This window comes from Nesterenkonia sandarakina (assembly GCF_003003175.1).
In the GTDB taxonomy this organism is placed as follows: Bacteria; Actinomycetota; Actinomycetes; order Actinomycetales; family Micrococcaceae; genus Nesterenkonia; species Nesterenkonia sandarakina_A.
On sequence record NZ_PVTY01000002.1, the window covers coordinates 168,441 to 186,543 of the forward strand.

14 protein-coding genes and 1 tRNA gene are annotated in these 18,103 nt (G+C 68.3%); 7 read left to right on the plus strand and 8 right to left on the minus strand.

Features of this window, described 5'->3' with window-relative positions; all coding sequences use genetic code 11:
* Positions 1-10: 10 nt before the first annotated feature.
* Positions 11-1,564: an alanine/glycine:cation symporter family protein gene (locus tag BCL67_RS02360; protein ID WP_258174685.1), complete on the plus strand. Its 1,554-nt coding sequence runs from the start codon at positions 11-13 to the stop codon at positions 1,562-1,564.
* A gap of 176 nt (positions 1,565-1,740) precedes the next feature.
* On the opposite strand, the gene BCL67_RS02365 is transcribed toward BCL67_RS02360, so the two are convergent.
* From BCL67_RS02365 to ligA, 3 genes are read right to left on the minus strand one after another with little or no spacing between them, the layout of a single operon-like run.
* Positions 1,741-2,292, minus strand: a complete 552-nt coding sequence (locus BCL67_RS02365) for a GNAT family N-acetyltransferase (protein ID WP_219886348.1) — start codon at positions 2,290-2,292, stop codon at positions 1,741-1,743.
* Between the two features lie 5 nt (positions 2,293-2,297).
* Entirely contained in the window at positions 2,298-3,209 is a 912-nt protein-coding gene (locus BCL67_RS02370; RefSeq protein ID WP_106121861.1) for an inositol monophosphatase family protein, read from the minus strand.
* Positions 3,206-5,569 carry an NAD-dependent DNA ligase LigA gene (ligA, locus tag BCL67_RS02375; protein ID WP_106121862.1) on the minus strand — a complete coding sequence of 788 codons (2,364 nt, stop codon included), beginning with the start codon at positions 5,567-5,569 and terminating at the stop codon, positions 3,206-3,208. The genes BCL67_RS02370 and ligA overlap by 4 nt, the downstream gene beginning before the upstream one ends.
* Between ligA and BCL67_RS02380 the strand changes: the two genes are divergently transcribed.
* Positions 5,568-6,479, plus strand: a complete 912-nt coding sequence (locus BCL67_RS02380; RefSeq protein WP_106121863.1) for a fructosamine kinase family protein — start codon at positions 5,568-5,570, stop codon at positions 6,477-6,479. The genes ligA and BCL67_RS02380 overlap by 2 nt on opposite strands.
* 22 nt (positions 6,480-6,501) lie before the next feature.
* Here BCL67_RS02380 and BCL67_RS02385 read toward each other — a convergent pair whose 3' ends face one another.
* Positions 6,502-7,080 (minus strand): arsenate reductase/protein-tyrosine-phosphatase family protein, encoded by a 579-nt coding sequence (locus BCL67_RS02385; protein ID WP_181255857.1) that lies wholly within the window; start codon positions 7,078-7,080, stop codon positions 6,502-6,504.
* A 52-nt stretch (positions 7,081-7,132) separates the two neighbouring features.
* Between BCL67_RS02385 and BCL67_RS02390 the strand changes: the two genes are divergently transcribed.
* Positions 7,133-7,975 carry a CPBP family intramembrane glutamic endopeptidase gene (locus tag BCL67_RS02390; protein WP_258174689.1) on the plus strand — a complete coding sequence of 281 codons (843 nt, stop codon included), beginning with the start codon at positions 7,133-7,135 and terminating at the stop codon, positions 7,973-7,975.
* 96 nt (positions 7,976-8,071) lie between these two features.
* Here BCL67_RS02390 and groL read toward each other — a convergent pair whose 3' ends face one another.
* A complete protein-coding gene (gene groL / locus BCL67_RS02395; RefSeq protein WP_106121866.1) occupies positions 8,072-9,667 on the minus strand; it encodes a chaperonin GroEL in 1,596 nt (531 codons plus the stop codon).
* A gap of 73 nt (positions 9,668-9,740) precedes the next feature.
* A complete protein-coding gene (gene groES, locus BCL67_RS02400) occupies positions 9,741-10,037 on the minus strand; it encodes a co-chaperone GroES (RefSeq protein WP_058887472.1) in 297 nt (98 codons plus the stop codon).
* A 341-nt stretch (positions 10,038-10,378) separates the two neighbouring features.
* On the opposite strand from groES, the gene guaB reads away from it, so the two are divergent.
* Positions 10,379-11,917 (plus strand): IMP dehydrogenase, encoded by a 1,539-nt coding sequence (guaB, locus tag BCL67_RS02405; RefSeq protein ID WP_106121929.1) that lies wholly within the window; start codon positions 10,379-10,381, stop codon positions 11,915-11,917.
* Positions 11,918-11,930: 13 nt separating this feature from the next.
* Complete coding sequence (locus BCL67_RS02410) at positions 11,931-13,073, plus strand: GuaB3 family IMP dehydrogenase-related protein (RefSeq protein WP_106121867.1); 1,143 nt, start codon at positions 11,931-11,933, stop codon at positions 13,071-13,073.
* A 111-nt stretch (positions 13,074-13,184) separates the two neighbouring features.
* Here BCL67_RS02410 and BCL67_RS02415 read toward each other — a convergent pair whose 3' ends face one another.
* Positions 13,185-16,394, minus strand: a complete 3,210-nt coding sequence (locus BCL67_RS02415) for an ExeM/NucH family extracellular endonuclease (RefSeq protein WP_106121868.1) — start codon at positions 16,392-16,394, stop codon at positions 13,185-13,187.
* Positions 16,395-16,701: 307 nt separating this feature from the next.
* Here BCL67_RS02415 and BCL67_RS15590 point away from each other — a divergent pair, with 307 nt between their 5' ends.
* Positions 16,702-16,851: a hypothetical protein gene (locus tag BCL67_RS15590; RefSeq protein ID WP_219886365.1), complete on the plus strand. Its 150-nt coding sequence runs from the start codon at positions 16,702-16,704 to the stop codon at positions 16,849-16,851.
* Between the two features lie 79 nt (positions 16,852-16,930).
* On the opposite strand, the gene BCL67_RS02420 is transcribed toward BCL67_RS15590, so the two are convergent.
* A tRNA-Ser gene (locus BCL67_RS02420) sits at positions 16,931-17,015 on the minus strand.
* A gap of 141 nt (positions 17,016-17,156) precedes the next feature.
* On the opposite strand from BCL67_RS02420, the gene gluQRS reads away from it, so the two are divergent.
* Positions 17,157-18,089, plus strand: coding sequence for a tRNA glutamyl-Q(34) synthetase GluQRS (gene gluQRS / locus BCL67_RS02425; RefSeq protein WP_106121869.1), 933 nt, complete (start codon positions 17,157-17,159; stop codon positions 18,087-18,089).
* Positions 18,090-18,103: the final 14 nt, after the last annotated feature.

The following is an 18,103-nucleotide window of genomic DNA, read 5'->3' on the forward strand; positions in this document are numbered from 1 at the left end:
AGGGAATGACATGAGCACCACGAGTGCGTACATCATGGCGGCTGCCGCGGAGGAATCCGTCCTGCAGCAGACTGCCACCACCATTGACGGGTGGTTCGCTGGAATCGCAGACGGATTCGCTGCCATCATCTTCGCCACCGTCCCGCTGGGCGGCTTCGACGCACCGATCGTGGTGCTCTGGTCGATCCTCGCGGCGATCGGCTTCTCCATCTACTTCGGCTTCGTGCAGCTTCGCACCCCGCACGTCAGCCTCGAGGTGGTCCGCGGCAAGTGGACCTCCGAGAAGGATCCCGGCGAGGTCTCCCACTTCCAGGCGCTGACCTCAGCGGTCTCCGCCACAGTGGGCCTCGGCAACATCGCCGGTGTGGCAGCGGCGGTCTCCATGGGTGGCCCGGGCGCCACCTTCTGGATGATCGTCGCCGGTCTCTTCGGCATGTGTACCAAGTTCGTGGAGTGCACCCTTGGTGTGAAGTACCGCTACATCGATGAGAACGGCGTGGTCCACGGCGGACCCTTCCAGTACCTCAAGGTGGCGTACCACAAGCTTGGTCGCATCCCGGTGGCCATCATCACCGGCCTCTTCGCCATCGCCATCATGCTCTTCGGCGTTGTCGGCGGCGGCATGTTCCAGGCCAACCAGGCCTTCGGCCAGCTCCGCGCAGCCACCGGCGGCGATGAGGGTGTCTTAGGCTCGGATCTTGCAGCACTGATCTTCGGCATCATCTTCGCCATCCTGGTCGGCGTCGTCGTCATCGGCGGCATCAAGTCCATCGGTTCGGTCACCGCCAAGCTGGTGCCGGCCATGGCCATCATCTACGTCGGCGCCTGCCTGATCGTCATCGCCGTGAACTTCGCCAACATCGGTGACGCGTTCAGCGCGATCATCACCGGCGCGTTCTCTCCCGAGGGCGTCGCCGGCGGCATGCTCGGCGTCATCATCATCGGCGTCCAGCGCGCAGCCTTCTCCAACGAGGCCGGCATCGGTTCTGCACCGATCGCCCACTCCGCAGTCAAGACCCGCCGCCCGATCTCGGAGGGCTTCGTCGCCGCTCTCGAGCCCTTCATCGACACCGTCGTGATCTGCACGATGACCGCACTGGTCATCATCTTCGCCTGGACCCCCGAATACCAGGAGGCCCTGGATGCAGGTTCGGCCGAGAACCCGGTGGCTCTGACCTCCGCGGCCTTCGACTCGTTCCTGCCCGGCTTCAACATCATCCTGACCGTGGCAGTGCTGCTGTTCGCATACTCCACACTGATCACCTGGTCCTACTACGGCATCCAGGCCTGGCGCCACCTCTTCGGCACCACCAAGGTCGGTGACGCGATCTTCCGCGGCATCGCCCTGCTCCTGGTCGTCATCGGCTGCCTGGTCTCGACCAACAACATCTTCAGCTTCGCCGACTCGGCGCTGTTCATGTGTATCTTCATCAACGTCATCGGCCTGGTGATCCTGGCGCCGAAGGTCAAGGAAGAGATGAAGCAGTACCTGTCAGACCGCAAGGCCGGTCGTCTGCTCGAGGATCCGGAGCCGCTTCCCCACGAGCTGGCGGAACGCCGCTGATCCTGAAGACTCTGCGCGAGAGATCGCGCTGAGCAGCGAAGAAGCCCGGTGGCGCCTCTCGAGGGGAGAGGAGCTGCCGGGCTTCTTCGTGCCCAGAGCCGCTTCGTGCACTGCACCGGGTCGCAGCATCGGCACGGGGTCCCGGCGACGGTCCCGAGGGGGTGCGCTGGGAGGTGTCAGACCTCGCGCAGGAAGAACGGGAACCGCGCCGACTTCTCGGGCAGGAAGAAGTCCCGCTCGGGCATCGCGCGGAAGCCCTCCGAGCGGTAGAGCGCATGCGCCGTGGTCATCGAGGTCAGGCTGCACAGCGTCAGTGCGTGGATCTCCGCCCGTGACTCGGCCACCTCGATGATGTGGCGCACCATTGCCCGGGCGATGCCGCGGCCCTGGTGCTCCGGCGCCACGGCGAGCATCCGAAACTCCATCTCACCGGCGCGGGCCACCTCGGCCATCGGTCCACCGGCGTCGGTGACCGCCACCGAGGCGGCGACCGCGGCGCCGTCGTCGGTGAAGACCTCGGCGACGAGCAGCTGGGAGCCTCGCGCGCGGGTCCCGACGTCGCTCAGATGCGCGACATAGGAGTCCCCGGCCGTGAGGAAGCCGCCGTCGACGTAGGCCGCCACGGTCAGCTCCGCGATCCGATCCCAGTCGGTCTCGGTGGCGGGACGGATCCGCATCGGCGCCTGGCTGCGTGGGGCACGGCTGCGTGGGGCAGGGCTGCGGTCCACAGCGCTCAGCGGGTCAGCGGAGCTGGCGAGAGCTCGCTGGGGTCGATGCCGATGTCCCCGATCACGGTCCAGTCCGGGGTCTGGCTGCTGTCTGCCGCGATGGGGCGGCGCACGAAGACGCCGGCTTCTTCCGCGATCAGCGCTCCGGCGGCCCAGTCGTGCTCCCAGATGCCGTACTCGGCGTAGGCGTTCTGGGTGCCGTCGGCCACCATGCAGATGTCCAGCGCGGCGGCCCCGAGTCGGCGCATGTTGCCGAAGTGGGGCAGCATCGCGGTGACCGCGCGGGTCTGTTCGGCGCGACGCTCGGGGTCGTAGCCGAAGCCGGTGGAGAGCAGCCCGGCGTCGAGCCCGCCGGTGGGTCCGCTGAGCCGCGTCGGCTCGGAGTCGCCGTGGGTGCTCCAGGCGCCGGCTCCGGCGCTGGCCCACCAGATCCGGGAGAGTGCCGGAGCCACGACGACGCCGGCGAGCCAGCTGCCGTCGGGGCCCTGCAGGCCCACCGAGGTGCCGTAGTAGACGATCCCGCGGACGAAGTTCGTGGTGCCGTCGAGCGGGTCGATCGACCAGCGGTAGCCGCTCGGCTCCGCGGGCGTGGTGGTGCCGTACTCCTCCCCGGAGACCTCGTCGGAGGGGCGACGCCGGTTGATCACCTCGCGCACGGCCTGCTCGGCGCGCCGGTCGAAGTCGGTGACCAGGTCCGAGGCGGAGGACTTGGTCTGCACCCCGGAGTGCTCCTGGCCCAGGACCAGCCCTGAGGGGGAGACGTCCTCACGCTCGGCCAGCACGCCTGCGCCGGCGGCGGCGGCCTCGTGGGCGATCTCCAGCAGGTCCTGCAGCTTCTGCGGACTCAGCTTCTGTGGGTCAACGATCGCTGGGTCCACGCTTTCTGGATTCGCGTTCTCGGGCTTCGGCAAAGTCATGCATCGTCCAATCCGTCGGGACCCTTGTTCAGCAGTACAGTGAACGCTTCTTCGTCGAGGACCGGGACGCCCAGCGCCTCGGCCTTCTCGAGCTTGGTGCCGGCGTTGGCGCCGGCCACCACGTAGTCGGTCTTCTTCGAGACCGATCCCGCGGCCCGTCCGCCGCGGGTGATGATCGCTTCCTTGGACTCATCGCGGGAGTAGCCCTCCAGGGACCCGGTGACGACCACGCTGAGTCCCTCCAGTGTGCGTGGCGCGGACTCGTCGATCTCATCGACCATCCGGACCCCGGCCGCGGTCCAGCGATCCACGATCTGGCAGTGCCAGTCGGTGCTGAACCAGTCGCGCAGCGTGGTCGCCATCCTCGGGCCGACCCCGTCGATGCCGGCGAGCTCCTCCTCACTGGCGGCGCGGATCTTGGCCATGGAGCCGTAGGCGTTGGCCAGCGCGCGGGATGCGCTGGGGCCCACATGCCGGATCGAGAGCGCGACCAGCACCCGCCACAGCGGCTGGGCCTTGGCCTTCTCGAGCTCGGCAAAGAGCTGGACGGTGTTGGCAGTGGGCTCGGAGGCCTTCTTCACCGTTCCGTCCTTGGCGAGCTGGGCCTTGGTGAAGAAGTACCGCGACGGCGCCCACTTCCCAGTGGACTCGCGCTGACCGGTCTCCTCGTTCTTGCGCCGGGTCTCTCGCCAGACGTAGACGTCCTTGAGATCCTCGACCCGCAGGTCGAAGAGTCCGGCCTCGCCGTGGAGCACCGGCTCCTGGGGCACGGGCGCGCCGTCGTCGTCGAGCTCCAGGCTGATGCCCGAGGCGCGAGTCTCCTCCCAGTCGATCAGCTCCGGGACGGGGCGGCGCAGGTCCGGGTTGGTCAGCGCCAGACCGGCCTCCTCGCCGAGGGCCTCGATGTCCAGGGCGCCGCGCGAACCGATGTGGATGACTCGTTCGCTGACCTGGGCGGGGCAGCTCTCCGCGTTGGGGCACCGGTAGTCGACGTCGCCCTCCTTGGCGGGGGCCAGCTCGGTGCCGCAGATCGGGCAGTGGGTGGGGAAGCTGAACTCGACCAGCTCGTGCTCCCGACCCTTCCGGGACGGCAGCACCGGTCCGACCACCTCGGGGATCACGTCGCCGGCCTTGCGCACGATCACGTCGTCGCCGATCAGCACGCCCTTGGCCTTGACCACGTCACGGTTGTGCAGGGTGGCGCGGGAGACCACCGAGCCGGCGACCTTCTTGGGCTCCAGCACAGCGAAGGGGGTGACCCGGCCAGTGCGCCCGACGTGGACCATGATGTTGAGCAGCCGGGTGTGCACCTCCTCGGGCGGGTACTTATACGCCGCGGCCCAGCGCGGCACCCGGGAGGTGTGTCCGAGTCCGCGCTGCTGGGCGAAGTCGTCGACCTTGATGACCACTCCGTCGATCTCATGGACCAACGAGTGCCGCTTGGCCTCGTGCTCGTCGAGGTAGGCCTCGATCTGGGCGTAGTCCTCGAGCAGCGCGGTGTAGGGGCTGACCGGCAGCCCCCATGCGGCGAGCTGGTCATAGGCGGCGTGCTGGCTGCCGGGTTCGAACCCGGTGCGCGCGCCGATGCCGTGGACGAACATCGACAGCGGCCGCTCTGCGGTCTTCTTCGGGTCCTTCTGCCGCAGCGATCCGGCCGCGGCGTTGCGCGGGTTCGCCAGCGGGGCCTTGCCGGCCTCGGTCAGCCGGGCGTTGAAGGCGTGGAACTCCGCGGTGGGCATGAAGATCTCCCCGCGGACCTCGAGCTCCTCCGGGTGGTCGGTTCCGGCGAGCTCGGCGGGGATGTCCTCGATGGTGAGCACGTTGTGGGTGACGTCCTCCCCGGTGGTGCCGTCGCCGCGGGTGGCGGCGCGGACCAGCTTGCCCTCGCGGTAGAGCAGGTTGATCGCGAGGCCGTCGATCTTGACCTCGACCAGCCACTTCACGGTCTCCTCGGGACGTTGGCCGGCCAACGAGGCGCTTGCCCGGTCATACCAGGTGCGCAGCTCGGACGGGGTGAAGACGTCTTCGAGGGAGTAGAGCCGCTGCAGATGCTGCACCGGGGAGAAGGCCTCGGCCACCTCGCCGCCGACCTCCTGGGTGGGGGAGTCCACGGCGACGATCTCGGGATGCTCGGCCTCGATCTGCTCGAGACGTTCGAAGAGGACGTCGAACTCGGCGTCGGAGATGATCGGATCGTTGTCCTGGTAGTAGGCGATCCGATGCTTGCGCACCTCCTCCACCAGCTGCACGTACTCCCCGCGCAGCGCGTGGGACGGGACAGCCTCGGAAGCGTCAACGGCGGGGTTCTCGGTTGATTCACTCACTCGGTTGAGTCTAGTCCTGACTAGGGTGTGACACATGGCTTTCATCAAGCACGCTCCTGCCGATCATCCGCAGGCCACCATGGTCGAGGCCGCCGGACTGCGCTGGCTCACCCAGGCCGCCGAGGACGGTGGGGCGCCGGTGGTGCGGGTGCGCGCGTCGACGCCGGGGACCGAGTCAGACCTCGGTCAGCTGGTCCTGGAAGAGCTTGGCTCCACGAACCCGGACGCTGCCGCGGGGCGGCGCTTCGGTGCCGCGCTGGCCCGCACCCACGCCTGGCTGGACCGCCACGCGCCATCCCTGGACGAGACTGGCCCGGACGAAACTGGCCCGGACGAGACGGGTCCGGACGAGACGCGCCCCGAGCGGGCTGCCGCGCGGGAAGAGCTCGGCTTCGGCACGCTGCCCCCGGAGCACCCGGCCGCGACTCCCGCGTACTTCGGGCCCGCCGAGCAGCCGCTGGCACTCGGGACTCAGGTGCACAGCTCCTGGGGCGCCTTCACCGCCGCAGAACGCCTGGACCCGGTGCTGCAGGCCCTGGAGCCGAGCCTCGCGGCAGCGGACGCGAAGCTGCTTCGGGCGGCGCGAGACCGGATCGGCTCCGGAGCGCTCGACGACGCGGAGCCCCCCGCGCTGATCCACGGAGACCTCTGGGCGGGCAATGTGCTCTGGACCCCCACCGAGGCGGGGGAGGTGCAGGGGGTGCTCATCGACCCGGCGGCCCATGCCGGGCACCGCGAGACCGACCTCGCGCTGCTGCACCTCTTCGGACTGCCGCAGCTCGACGCGGTGATCAGCGGCTATCAGCAGGAACACCCGCTGCGCGCAGGCTGGCAGGAGCGGATCCCGCTGCACCAGCTCTTCTGCCTCGCCGTGCACTGGCTGCTGTTCGGGTCCAGCTATCGCGGGCCCACTGTGCGTGCCGCGGAGTCCGTGCTGCGGCTCTGAGCGGCGCTGTTCGAGCTGGCGGTCAGCGCTGCAGGGTGTCGCGCAGCGCTTCGATCGGTCCGCGGACCTGGGCGAAGGACTCATCGAAGACCTCATCAGGCATCATGTACGGGTCCACCACATCATCGGAGGCGGTGGGCGACGGCGCGTGGTCCCGCTGCGCGGCGACCAGCGGCACCAGGGCTGCGAGCTTCTCCGGCGTGGTCTCGGCGGATGTCAGGGCCTGAGTCAGGGCGACCCCGTCGAGGGATTCCAGCAGCCGGGCGAACTCGCGCAGCGTGAAGACCTTCTCTGCGCTCTCGGGCACATCGGTGAGGATGTCGCGCACGTGTCCCCGGGTGGCGGTCAGCACGAGATCAGAGCTGCGGATCATCTCCGGCGCCAGCTGTTCGGCCACAAAGTCAGCGGTGTCGGCGCCGTACTCGGCCAGCCGATCCTTCACCTGGACCTCCATGTCATCTCCGACATGAGCATGCGTGCCGGCCGAGCGCACCGCGACGTCGTCCTGGGACGCAAAGACGTGCGCCAGCAGACGATCCATGGCGGGGGAGCGGCAGATATTGCCGGTGCAGACGGTGAGCAGGGTATAGGTCTCAGTCATAGCTTCCATCTGACCACACGCACCGGCTCACTGCAGACCTAGACTCTTGAGCGTGAAGCCAACGACGCCGGAGGTCTCCGGTCCACATCCAGCCGGCGCCGCCGGGTCCGTTGTCGAGCCTGCGGTCTCGGGAGGTTCGCTGCGGCCGATGACCCGGCGCTTCCTGGGCTGGGAGCTTGCGATCGTGCTCGGGCTCTCGCTGGGCCGCTCCGCCGTCTATGCGGTGCTGCAGCTGGCCGAACGGCTGAGCCTGGCGCCGCTGGCCGAGCAGAGCGCCACCGTGCAGACCTCCCGGTCCCGCGCGGAGTTCTTCGATCTCAGCTATCAGGTGCTGGACTCGCTGTTCGCGCTCTTCCCGGTGGCGCTGGTCTTCTATCTGTTCTTCCTGCACGGGATGAACCCGTTCAGACGCTTCGGGCTGGACCTGCGCCGGCCCGTGCGGGACCTGAGCCTCGGCGTCGGGCTCTTCCTGATCATCGGACTGGGCACCCTGGTGGTCTACGGCGCCGGACGGGCGGCGGGGATCACCACCGAGATCATCCCGGCCGACGTCGGAGAGCACTGGTGGACCTCCCCGGTGCTGATCCTCGCCGCGCTGCGGCATTCGCTGCTCGAAGAGGTGATCATGGTGGCGTACCTCTTCGACCGGGCCCGCAGGATCTGGCCCCGGGCGAGCATCTGGCTGATCATCCTGGCGGCCGCCATTCTGCGCGGGGCCTATCACCTCTACCAGGGCTTCGGACCGGGCATCGGGAACCTGCTCATGGGGATCATCTTCGGCTGGCTCTACCACCGCTACGGACGAGTGATGCCGCTGGTGGTCGCGCACCTGTTGCTCGACGTGGCCGCGTTCCTGGCGTTCCCGCTGGTGCTGCAGCTCGCCCAGCTGGAGTAGCCGCCGGGGCGGTCTTTGCAGCTGCCGCACGCAGACGCACGTGGGGCCCTGACCGAGAACGGTCAGGGCCCCACGTGTGTCAGGAGTCAGACGAGATCAGTGATCGTCGTCCTCGTCCTTCTTCTCGACCACGAGGGTCTCGGTGGTCAGCACCAGGGCCGCGATGGAGGCGGCGTTCTGCAGAGCAGAGCGCGTGACCTTCACCGGGTCGATGACGCCGTCGGCGATCAGATCGCCGTAGACACCGGTCTTGGCGTTGAAGCCGTGGTTCGGTGCCAGCTCAGAGACCTTGGAGGCGACGACGAAGCCGTCCTCGCCGGCGTTCTGAGCGATCCAGCGCAGCGGCTGGACCAGCGCGCGGCGGACGATGCCCACAGCGGCTGCGGCATCTCCGGAGAGCGCCAGAACGTCCTCGTCCTCGTCCAGCACGGAGAGGGCGTTGATCAGCGCAGTACCGCCGCCGGCCACGATGCCCTCTTCCAGAGCCGCACGGGTGGAGGACACAGCATCTTCGATGCGGTGCTTGCGCTCCTTGAGCTCCACCTCGGTGGCAGCGCCGACCTTGATGACGCCGATGCCGCCGGAGAGCTTCGCGAGCCGCTCCTGGAGCTTCTCCCGATCCCACTCGGAGTCAGACGCGTCGGCCTGGGCCTTGATGGTGGCCGCGCGGGCGTCCACATCTTCCTTGGACCCGGCGCCGTCGACGATGGTGGTCGCGTCCTTGGTCACGGTCACCCGACGTGCGGTGCCCAGTGATTCCAGATCGACCTGATCCAGCTTGAGGCCCAGATCGGGGGAGATGACCTGTGCACCGGTGAGCACGGCGATGTCCTCGAGCATGGCCTTGCGGCGGTCCCCGAAGCCGGGGGCCTTGACCGCGACCACGTTGAGCGTGCCGCGCAGCTTGTTGACCACCAGGGTGGAGAGGGCTTCGCCCTCGACGTCCTCGGCGATGATGAACAGCGGGCGCTTGGCCTGCAGGACCTTCTCCAGCACCGGCAGGAACTCCGCCATGTTGGAGATCTTGCCCTGGTTGATCAGGATCAGCGGATCTTCGAGGACCGCTTCCTGGCGCTCAGGGTCGGTGACGAAGTGCGGGGACAGGTAGCCCTTGTCGAACTGCATGCCCTCGGTGATCTCCAGCTCGGTGGAGGTCGAGGACCCCTCTTCGATGGTGATCACGCCGTCGGTGCCCACAGCGTCGAATGCACGAGCCAGAAGTTCACCGACCTCGTCGTTCTGCGCGGAGATCGCGGCCACGTTGGCGACCTGCTGGCCCTCGACGTCGCGAGCGTTCTCGCGCAGTCGGCGGGTCACAGCGGCGACCGAGGTCTCGATGCCGCGCTTGATCTCGCTGGGTGCCGCTCCGGCCGCGACGTTGCGCAGGCCTTCCTTGACCAGGGCCTGGGCCAGGACCGTTGCGGTGGTGGTGCCGTCGCCTGCGACGTCGTTGGTCTTGGTGGCGACTTCCTTGGCCAGCTGCACGCCAAGGTTCTCATAGGGGTCCTCGACCTCCACCTCACGGGCGATGGTGACGCCGTCGTTGGTGATGGTCGGTGCGCCCCAGGACTTGTCCAGGACTACATTGCGGCCTTTCGGGCCGAGCGTGACCTTGACCGTGTCTGCAAGCTTATCGATGCCGGCTTCCAGAGCGCGGCGTGCAGCATCACTGAATTCAAGCTGCTTTGCCATGGGTTACTGCTCCTTTGAGAGGGTGAGAATCGGATCGTGATGAGGTCCGTGGAGAGCCTTCAGCGGTCCGTTCTTACTTCTCGATGATGGCGAGGACGTCGCGGGCGTTGAGCACGAGGTACTCTTCGCCGCTGACCTTGACCTCGGTGCCGCCGAACTTGGAGTAGATGACGACGTCGCCCTCGGAGACGTCAACCGGGATGCGCTTGCCCTTTTCGTCGAAGCGACCTGGGCCCACGGCGACGACCTTGCCCTCCTGGGGCTTTTCCTTGGCGGTGTCGGGGATGACCAGACCGGAAGCGGTGGTCTGCTCTGCTTCCAGGGGGCGAACAACGATGCGATCCTCGAGAGGCTTGATGGAGACTGACACGTCAGTACTCTCCTTTGCGTGGTGTGGATTCGGTTTATCAGCACAGGCCCGTGCTGAGCGTCCCGGTGCGTCCGGGGTGCTCGACGAGCCGAAATCTGTCGCACGCCTTGGGAGTGGCCAACCGTCGTCGCGGTGCCGGATGGTGCCCCGTCAGGCTGATATCCGTGGGTTGACGACCCGCGGACAAGCTGGCACCCGAGGGTCTCGAGTGCTAGACGAAACTTTATAGACGGCCTTAGCACTCGGTCAAGCAGAGTGCTAAGGCTTTGGCTCCGGGCGGACGTGGACGGGACGTAGACTTGACCCCGAGCCAACCGCTTTTGACCTCGAGAGGCACCACCGTGACTGAAACTCATCAGCAGCCGAGCGCGGCCGGCGCTCCGGAGCATGATCCCTTCGGCTTCGTCGGGCTGACCTACGACGACGTCCTGCTGCTCCCCGGCGCGACCGACGTCATCCCCTCCGAAGCAGACACCGCGACCCGGTTCTCCCGGAACATCGTGCTGCAGTCCCCGGTGGCCTCGGCCGCGATGGACACGGTCACCGAGGCGCCGATGGCCATCGCCATGGCCCGCCAGGGCGGGATCGGCATCCTGCACCGGAATCTGTCCATCGAGGACCAGGCCCGCCAGGTGGACAAGGTCAAGCGGTCCGAATCGGGCATGATCAGCGATCCGGTGACGATCACCCCGGACGCGACCATCGCCGACCTCGACGAGCTCTGCGCCCACTACCGAGTCTCCGGCCTGCCCGTGGTCGACGGCGAGTCCAAGCTGCTGGGCATCATCACCAACCGCGACACCCGGTTCATCCCGCGCGAGCAGTACCTGACCACCAAGGTCTACGAGAAGATGACCCCGCAGCCGCTGATCACCGCCCACGTCGGGATCCCCAATGAGGAGGTGCTGCGGATCTTCTCCGAGCACCGCGTGGAGAAGCTGCCGCTGGTCGACGACCACGGCGTGCTCCAGGGATTGATCACCATCAAGGACTTCGACAAGGCCGACCGCTACCCGCAGGCCACCAAGGACGAGGAGGGCCGGCTGCGCGTCGGCGCCGCCGTGGGCTTCTTCGGCGAGGGCTTCGAGCGCGCCATGACGCTGATCGACGCCGGGGTCGACGCTCTGGTGGTGGACACCGCCAACGGCCACACCCGCGGCGTGCTGGACATGATCGCCCGGCTCAAGGCCGAACCGGCCGCGGCCGGAGTGGACGTCATCGGTGGCCAGGCCGCCACCCGCGAGGCGGCCCAGGCGATCATCGACGCCGGAGCCGACGCGGTCAAGGTCGGCGTCGGACCGGGCTCCATCTGCACCACGCGCATCGTCGCGGGCGTCGGAGTGCCCCAGGTCACCGCCATCTACGAAGCCTCCAAGGCGGCCATCCCGGCCGGAGTCCCGGTGATCGCCGACGGCGGTCTGCAGCACTCCGGTGACATCGGCAAGGCGCTGGTCGCCGGTGCCGACTCGGTGATGCTGGGATCGCTGCTGGCAGGCTCCGCCGAGTCCCCCGGGGACCTGGTCTTCTACAACGGCAAACAGTTCAAGGCCTACCGCGGCATGGGCTCCATGGGTGCGATGCAGACCCGCGGGAAGAACACCTCCTTCTCCAAGGACCGCTACTTCCAGGCGGACGTGCCCACCGATGAGAAGCTCATCCCTGAGGGCATCGAGGGCCAGGTGCCCTACCGCGGCCCGCTCGAGGTGGTGTTCCACCAGCTCACCGGCGGTCTGCGGCAGACCATGTTCTACGTGGGCGCGCACACCATCGACGAGTTGAAGTACAAGGGCAAGTTCGTGCGGATCACCTCTGCCGGACTCAAGGAATCGCACCCGCATGACATCATGATGACGGTGGAAGCGCCGAACTACCGGCGCTAGTAAAGGAGCAGTTTTGAGCAACGAGATCCCCATCGGCCTGGCCAAGAACGGCCGCCGGGCCTGGGCTCTGGACGATGTCGCCATCGTCCCGAACCGACGCACTCGCAGCCCCGCAGACGTGAGTCTGGACTGGCGCATCGATGCCTACAACTTCTCCATGCCCGTGATCGGGGCGCCGATGGACTCGGTCATGTCCCCGGCCACCGCCATCGAGCTGGGCCGGCAGGGCGGTCTCGGGGTCCTGAACCTCGAGGGTCTCTGGACCCGCTACGAGGACCCGGAGCCGGTGCTCGCAGAGATCGCAGCGCTGGGTGCCGACGAGGTCTCCGCGGACAACACCCGCCGGCTGCAGCAGCTCTACTCCGAGCCGATCAAGGCCGAGCTGATCACCGCACGACTGGCCGAGATCCGTGAGGCCGGCGTCGTCGTCTCGGGCTCGCTGACGCCGCAGCGCACCCAGGAGTTCTACCGCACGGTCATCGAGGCCGGTGTGGACATGTTCGTGATCCGCGGCACCACCGTCTCGGCCGAGCACGTCGCCGAGACGGGTGACCCGCTGAACCTCAAGGAGTTCATCTACGAGCTCGACGTGCCGGTCATCGTCGGAGGGGCCGCCGGGTACACGCCTGCGCTGCACCTGATGCGCACCGGTGCCGCCGGCGTGCTGGTGGGCTTCGGAGGCGGCGCAGCCACCACCACCCGCCGCGCAATGGGCATCCGGGTGCCGATGGCGACCGCGATCAGCGACATCGCCGCCGCCCGCCGGGACTACCTGGACGAATCCGGTGGCCGCTACGTCCACGTCATCGCCGACGGCGGCATGGGCTCCTCCGGGGACCTGGTCAAGGCGCTGGCGATGGGCGCCGACGCCGTGATGCTCGGGACCACGCTTGCCCGCGCCGAAGAGGCGCCCGGCCAGGGCTGGCACTGGGGCCTCGAGGCGGTGCACCCGGACTTCCCCCGCGGACACCGCACCCGGGTCGGGACCGTGGCGCCGCTGCAGGAGGTCCTCTGGGGCCCCGCCCACCACACCGACGGCTCCTCGAACCTGATGGGCGGCCTGCGCCACGCGATGGCCTCCACCGGCTACGTGGACCTGAAGTCCTTCCAGCGCGTGGACGCGATCGTCTCCCCGATGGGCCAGCAGACCCGCTGAAGCACCCCTCCCCGCGTCAAAAAATCGTAGGGCTGTGGGATGTCGTAGAGCTTAAGCCCTACGACATCCCAACAGCCCTACGATTTTTTGCGTGGTCGGGGGCCGGTCGGCTCAGCAGCTGCCGGACTGCTCCCAGGGGCCGTAGCGGTCTCCGGGCTCCTGATTCCGGGTGTACCACTTCGCGGTGTAGCTGACTCCTTCGTGCACGATGGTCTCGCCGCCGTCGAACTGTGAGCTCGGGGCCCACTGCGGCAGCGTCTCATCGCCGCACGCGGTCGGCGTGCCGACCTGTGACCAGGCGCTCCACGGCGAAGCCCCGGGGACCTGGTTCTGCGTGTACCAGAGCGCCCGGTAGACGCCGCCTTCGTAGCTCACGGTGTCACCGCCGGTGTAGACCGCGCCTGAGTCCCAGGCCTGATGCTCGGGAGTCTCGCCGCTGCCTCCGTCACCCTCGCCGTCCCCGTCACCTTCGTCCCCGTCGCCAGGCGCCGCAGATCCGGAGAGCGTCAGGTCAGCGAGGATCGGATCATGGTCGGAGGAGCGCCACTGGTCCGGGGTGTGCAGCAGGGTGCCCACCGAGTTGTACCGGCTGTACTCCAGAGCGAGCGGCTCCACGGCGTTGATGTTCCAGATCTCGGTCTGGGCGACGTCGGCCGCGGCGGCCTCGGAGGCGAAGAGGTGATCCAGGGATCCCACCGCGCCGTCGAACATGTAGCTGTACGCGCCGGTCTCGGCCGAGAGGTTCGCGTACCCGGCCTCGGCGATGACCTGCAGCGGGTCCTCCATCTCGTAGGAGTTGAAGTCGCCCATCAGGAAGACCTTCTCGGTCTCGGCGTCGCGCTCGAGCGCCTCGGCGAAGGCCACCAGCGCCTCGGCCTGACGGACCCGGTCCCCGTTGAAGGAACCCTGCCCGGTGGTGTCGGCGTTGTCCCCGCTGCCGCTGCCGCCCTTGGACTTGAAGTGGTTGACGATCGCCAGGAAGCTCGCGTCGTCCTGGGTGCCACCGTTCTGGGCCCCGCTGTCCAGCGCGGTGAACTCCTGGGCCAGCGGCTCGCGGGCGTTGGAGAAGATCGCGTCCAGATCGAGCTCCCCGAGGGTCTCCTGGTCCAGGTCGGTGACGCCGCCCTCGAACAGGATCCGGGACTCGCCCTCGGGCGCCACACGGTCGGTGCGGTAGATGAATCCGTTGCGGATCACGTCCTCCGCGGCGGGCACCTGCTCCGGGGACTCCACATAGTCCCAGGTGCCTGCGCTGCCCTCGGCGTCGTTCAGCGCCTCGACCAGCGCGGCCAGGGCGTGATCCCGGCCGCCGTCGGCGAAGAAGTGCCGGGTGTTCTCGATCTCCTGGAGCGCGACGACGTCGGCGTCCAGCCCGGAGATCGCCGCGACGATCTTGGACTCCTGACGGTCGAAGCTCGCCTGGCTGTAGGCGCCGCGGGCGTCGCAGTAGTCATTCGTGGTGGGCTCGCCGTCGATGTCGGTGTAGAACTCGCAGCCCGGCTCGTCCTCGCCGAGTGAGATGAAGTAGTTGAGCACGTTGAAGCCGGCGATACGCACATCGCCCTCACGCTCGGCCGGGGACTCATTGCCCTCCCGGGTGTTCTCGAAGCTGGCGGGCTGGACCTGCTCGGCGGCCTCGGGAGTCAGCTTCGAGAGCGGCTGCAGCCGCCATTCCTCGAAGCGGTAGTCCATGATCACATCGGTCTGCCAGAGCACCTCGGCGCCGACCCGGATCGGGTCCTCGATGGTCAGGTACGGCAGCGGCAGCGCGCGATCGGAGCTCCAGGACTGCCACGAGGTCGACGCCGCGTCATCGAGGTAGATGACCCGCTCCGCGTTCTCCGCGGCCAGCGCCTCGGCCTCCGGGCCGGGTCGGAACGCCGAGGTGGGGTTCACCAGCGGCTCCTCGCCGAGCACGATGCCGATCTCCCCGTACTGGTTCAGGGTGTAGTGGTCGGTCACCGTGTAGGTGCCCTGCGGGTCGAGCAGCATGCCCAGCAGCGACTCACGCTGCTGCGCATCCTCGGGGACCTCGATGGACGCCGGCTTGATCGCTTCGAACGGCTCGTCCTCGATCAGCGCCAGCTCGTGATGCGGGGTCTGGGTGGACTCCGGGTAGAGCGCGATCTGCGGGTTGTCGAAGTAGACGGTGGCGTCGCCGGTGATCTCCACGAAGTCGCCGATCTGCACCAGGTCCTCGGAGACCGCGGTGGGGGAGTAGACGAAGATCGCGTCCGAGGTCTCGTGGCTGTCCAGGTCGACGTCGCCGCCGGAGCCGGCGGTCTGGAGGTAGAAGCCGTTGAAGCTCTGCTCGGCCGGGTAGACGGCGGTCACCACGCCACGGGTGGTCACCGGGAGGTCGCCGCCCGCGGAGTCCAGCGCCGCATTGATGTCCGCGATCTCCAGATCGCGGGGCTCGACCGGGGTCGCGGGCTCGGACGGCTCTGGGTCTGTCGGTTCTGGATCAGTGGGCTCCGGGTCTGTCGGTTCAGGGTCCGTGGGCTCGGGATCAGTGGGTTCTGGTTCGGTCGGCTCGGTCGGCTCGGTCGGCTCGCTCGGCTCGGTCGGCTCGCTCGGCTCGGTCGGCTCGGGCTCCGTCGGCTCGGGCTCGCTCGGCTCGCCGACGGTGTCCCCGGCGGCATTGGTCGGGGAGGGCTCGGCGCGGGTGAAGTCTGCCGAGTTGTCCTCGCTGTCCACCCCGTCGGTCCGGGTGATCGAGGTGGTGTTCGTGGCGGCGGTGGCCGGTGCCGTCTCGAAGGTGTTGGTGGTGCCGAATCCCAGCAGGTCGACGACCTGGTCATGGTCCACCACCGAGTCCAGCGGGAGATCGGCCAGCGTCTCCGAGGTCGAGGCGAGGACATAGGTGCCTCCGGCCGCGGCGCCGATCGCGGCGCCGGTCTGGGCATCCGGGGTGGGCAGTGCGGCGCCGTCGCCGTTGTTGCCGCCGCCCTGGATCAGGTAGTGCCCACCAGGTGCGATCTCGCCGCCCAGCTCGATGGTCGAGCTGGGCGCGCCCGTCGTCGTCCTGGCGCGGTACTGCAGCGACCACTCGCTGAGGTCCACGGCCGCCTCGCAGGTGTTCAGCAGCTCCACGAAGCGGTGGGAGAGCGCGGCGGATCCGCTGCCGCCGTTCGGGAAGGCCTCATTGATCACGACGCAGTCGGCGCCGGCCGGGCTTTCGGCGTCTTCAGGGGCGGGTGTCGCGGTGGAGCCGAAGGCAGGGGCGGGGGCGAGCAGGGCGGCGCTGAGTCCGAAGGCTGCGAGCGCGCGGGGGAGTCGCCGGGGTCTTCCCGGCGGGGCGGTCTGGCGGGGGATGCTCATCAAGGCGGAATCCTCTTCCGTTGATGGTGAACGTCTCATGCGCTCACCGATGGTCACGTCGGTGCTGGATCTGCGGACCAGAGCGCGACGGCGCGAACACCGCTGCCGACCGGGTCCACCTCGAATCCAAGCAGGGTCATGTGAACGGCGTGCTACAGACAGGGAAACCGGTGGGCCGAGGTGACCTGCGGGAACACGTCATCCCAGACCAACACGACGACGACGCGGCCGACCCGACGGAAATACCCCCTGGGGTATTATGGAGGCATCGTTCACCCCTGACAGAGGAGTCACCATGTGCCGAGCCGTGACCTGTACGACCTGCGGAAAGACCACCTGGGCCGGATGCGGCCAGCATGTCGATGAGGTGATGCGCGGGGTCAGCGCGGCGCAGCGCTGCCCAGGACACGAGCCTGCACCCTCGGGAGGGTTCTTCAGCCGGCTCTTCGGCCGCTGAGCCCGCGCCGCTGATTCGACCGCGAGTGGAGACACAGAGAAGCCCGTCAGTCTGTTTCCAGACTGACGGGCTTCTTCGGCGGAGGATGGGGGATTTGAACCCCCGAGGGCGTGAACCCAACACGCGTTCCAAGCGTGCGCCATAGGCCGCTAGGCGAATCCTCCTGGCTGCTTCTCGCTGGCCTGCCTGATCGGCGCGGCCCTCGAGAGCAGACTTCATACTAGCGGAGAACCAGCGCATAATGCACATCGGGCCCCCGTAGGATGGATCACTGCCGTGATCTGACCTGAGGAAAGGGGTCGACGATGCCCGCTGGACGCTATGCGCCGAGCCCCTCCGGAGAGCTGCATCTGGGCAACCTGCGCACCGGGATGCTGGCCTGGCTCTTCGCCCGCGCGAGCGGACGCGACTTGCTGCTGCGTTTCGAAGATCTGGATCTGGACCGCACCGTGGCGGGCGCCGAGACCCAGCAGTCCGAGGATCTCCACGCGATGGGTCTGACCTTCGACGCGCTGGACGGCGCCCCGCTGATCAGACAGTCCGAACGGATGGAGATCTATGCGGCCGCGATCGCGCGGCTGCAGCAGGACGGGCTGGCCTACGAGTGCTTCTGCTCGCGGCGCGAGATCCGTGAAGCCGCCCGGGCTCCGCACGCACCGACCGGGACCTACCCCGGCACCTGCCGAGATCTGAGCGAGGACCAGCGGGTACACCGCCGCGCGGAACGTCCCGCGGCGCTGCGACTGCGCGCCCCCCGGTCCGCCGCCGGGACCGCCGAGCAGTTCTCCGTGGAGGACATCGTGCTGGGCCGGATCACCACCGAGGTCGATGACTTCGTGATCCAGCGCAACGACGGCGCTCCGGCGTACAACCTGGCAGTGGTGGTCGACGATCACCTGACCGGTGTGGACCAGGTGGTCCGCGGCGACGACCTGGCATCGTCGACGCCGAACCAGGCCTACCTGCGCGGACTGCTCTACGGCTGGCACGCGGCCGCGGAGGTCCAGTACGCCCACGTGCCGCTGGTGCTCAACACCGAGGGCCAGCGTCTGGCGAAGCGAGACGGCGCCGTGACCCGGGCCGCCCTGCAGGAGCAGGGCATCGACGCCGCAGCGCTGCGCGACCTGCTGCTGGTCTCGCTCGGTCTCCCGGCCGGCCCGCTGGCGCAGGCGCTGGAGTCCTTCGACCCGACCGCGCTTCCCGCCGACCCCTGGGTGTTCCAGCCGCCGGGCAGCTGAAGCGCCCGGCAGCT

Bases quoted from the DNA above. Each gene is read 5' to 3' on its own strand.
- BCL67_RS02380 (WP_106121863.1), top strand. From the start codon at position 5,568: ATGGCTTTCATCAAGCACGCTCCTGCCGATCATCCGCAGGCCACCATG.
- groL (WP_106121866.1), bottom strand. From the start codon at position 9,667: ATGGCAAAGCAGCTTGAATTCAGTGATGCTGCACGCCGCGCTCTGGAA.
- BCL67_RS02360 (WP_258174685.1), top strand. From the start codon at position 11: ATGAGCACCACGAGTGCGTACATCATGGCGGCTGCCGCGGAGGAATCC.
- gluQRS (WP_106121869.1), top strand. From the start codon at position 17,157: ATGCCCGCTGGACGCTATGCGCCGAGCCCCTCCGGAGAGCTGCATCTG.
- BCL67_RS02370 (WP_106121861.1), bottom strand. From the start codon at position 3,209: ATGACTTTGCCGAAGCCCGAGAACGCGAATCCAGAAAGCGTGGACCCA.
- BCL67_RS02385 (WP_181255857.1), bottom strand. From the start codon at position 7,080: ATGACTGAGACCTATACCCTGCTCACCGTCTGCACCGGCAATATCTGC.
- ligA (WP_106121862.1), bottom strand. From the start codon at position 5,569: ATGTGTCACACCCTAGTCAGGACTAGACTCAACCGAGTGAGTGAATCA.
- BCL67_RS02415 (WP_106121868.1), bottom strand. From the start codon at position 16,394: ATGAGCATCCCCCGCCAGACCGCCCCGCCGGGAAGACCCCGGCGACTC.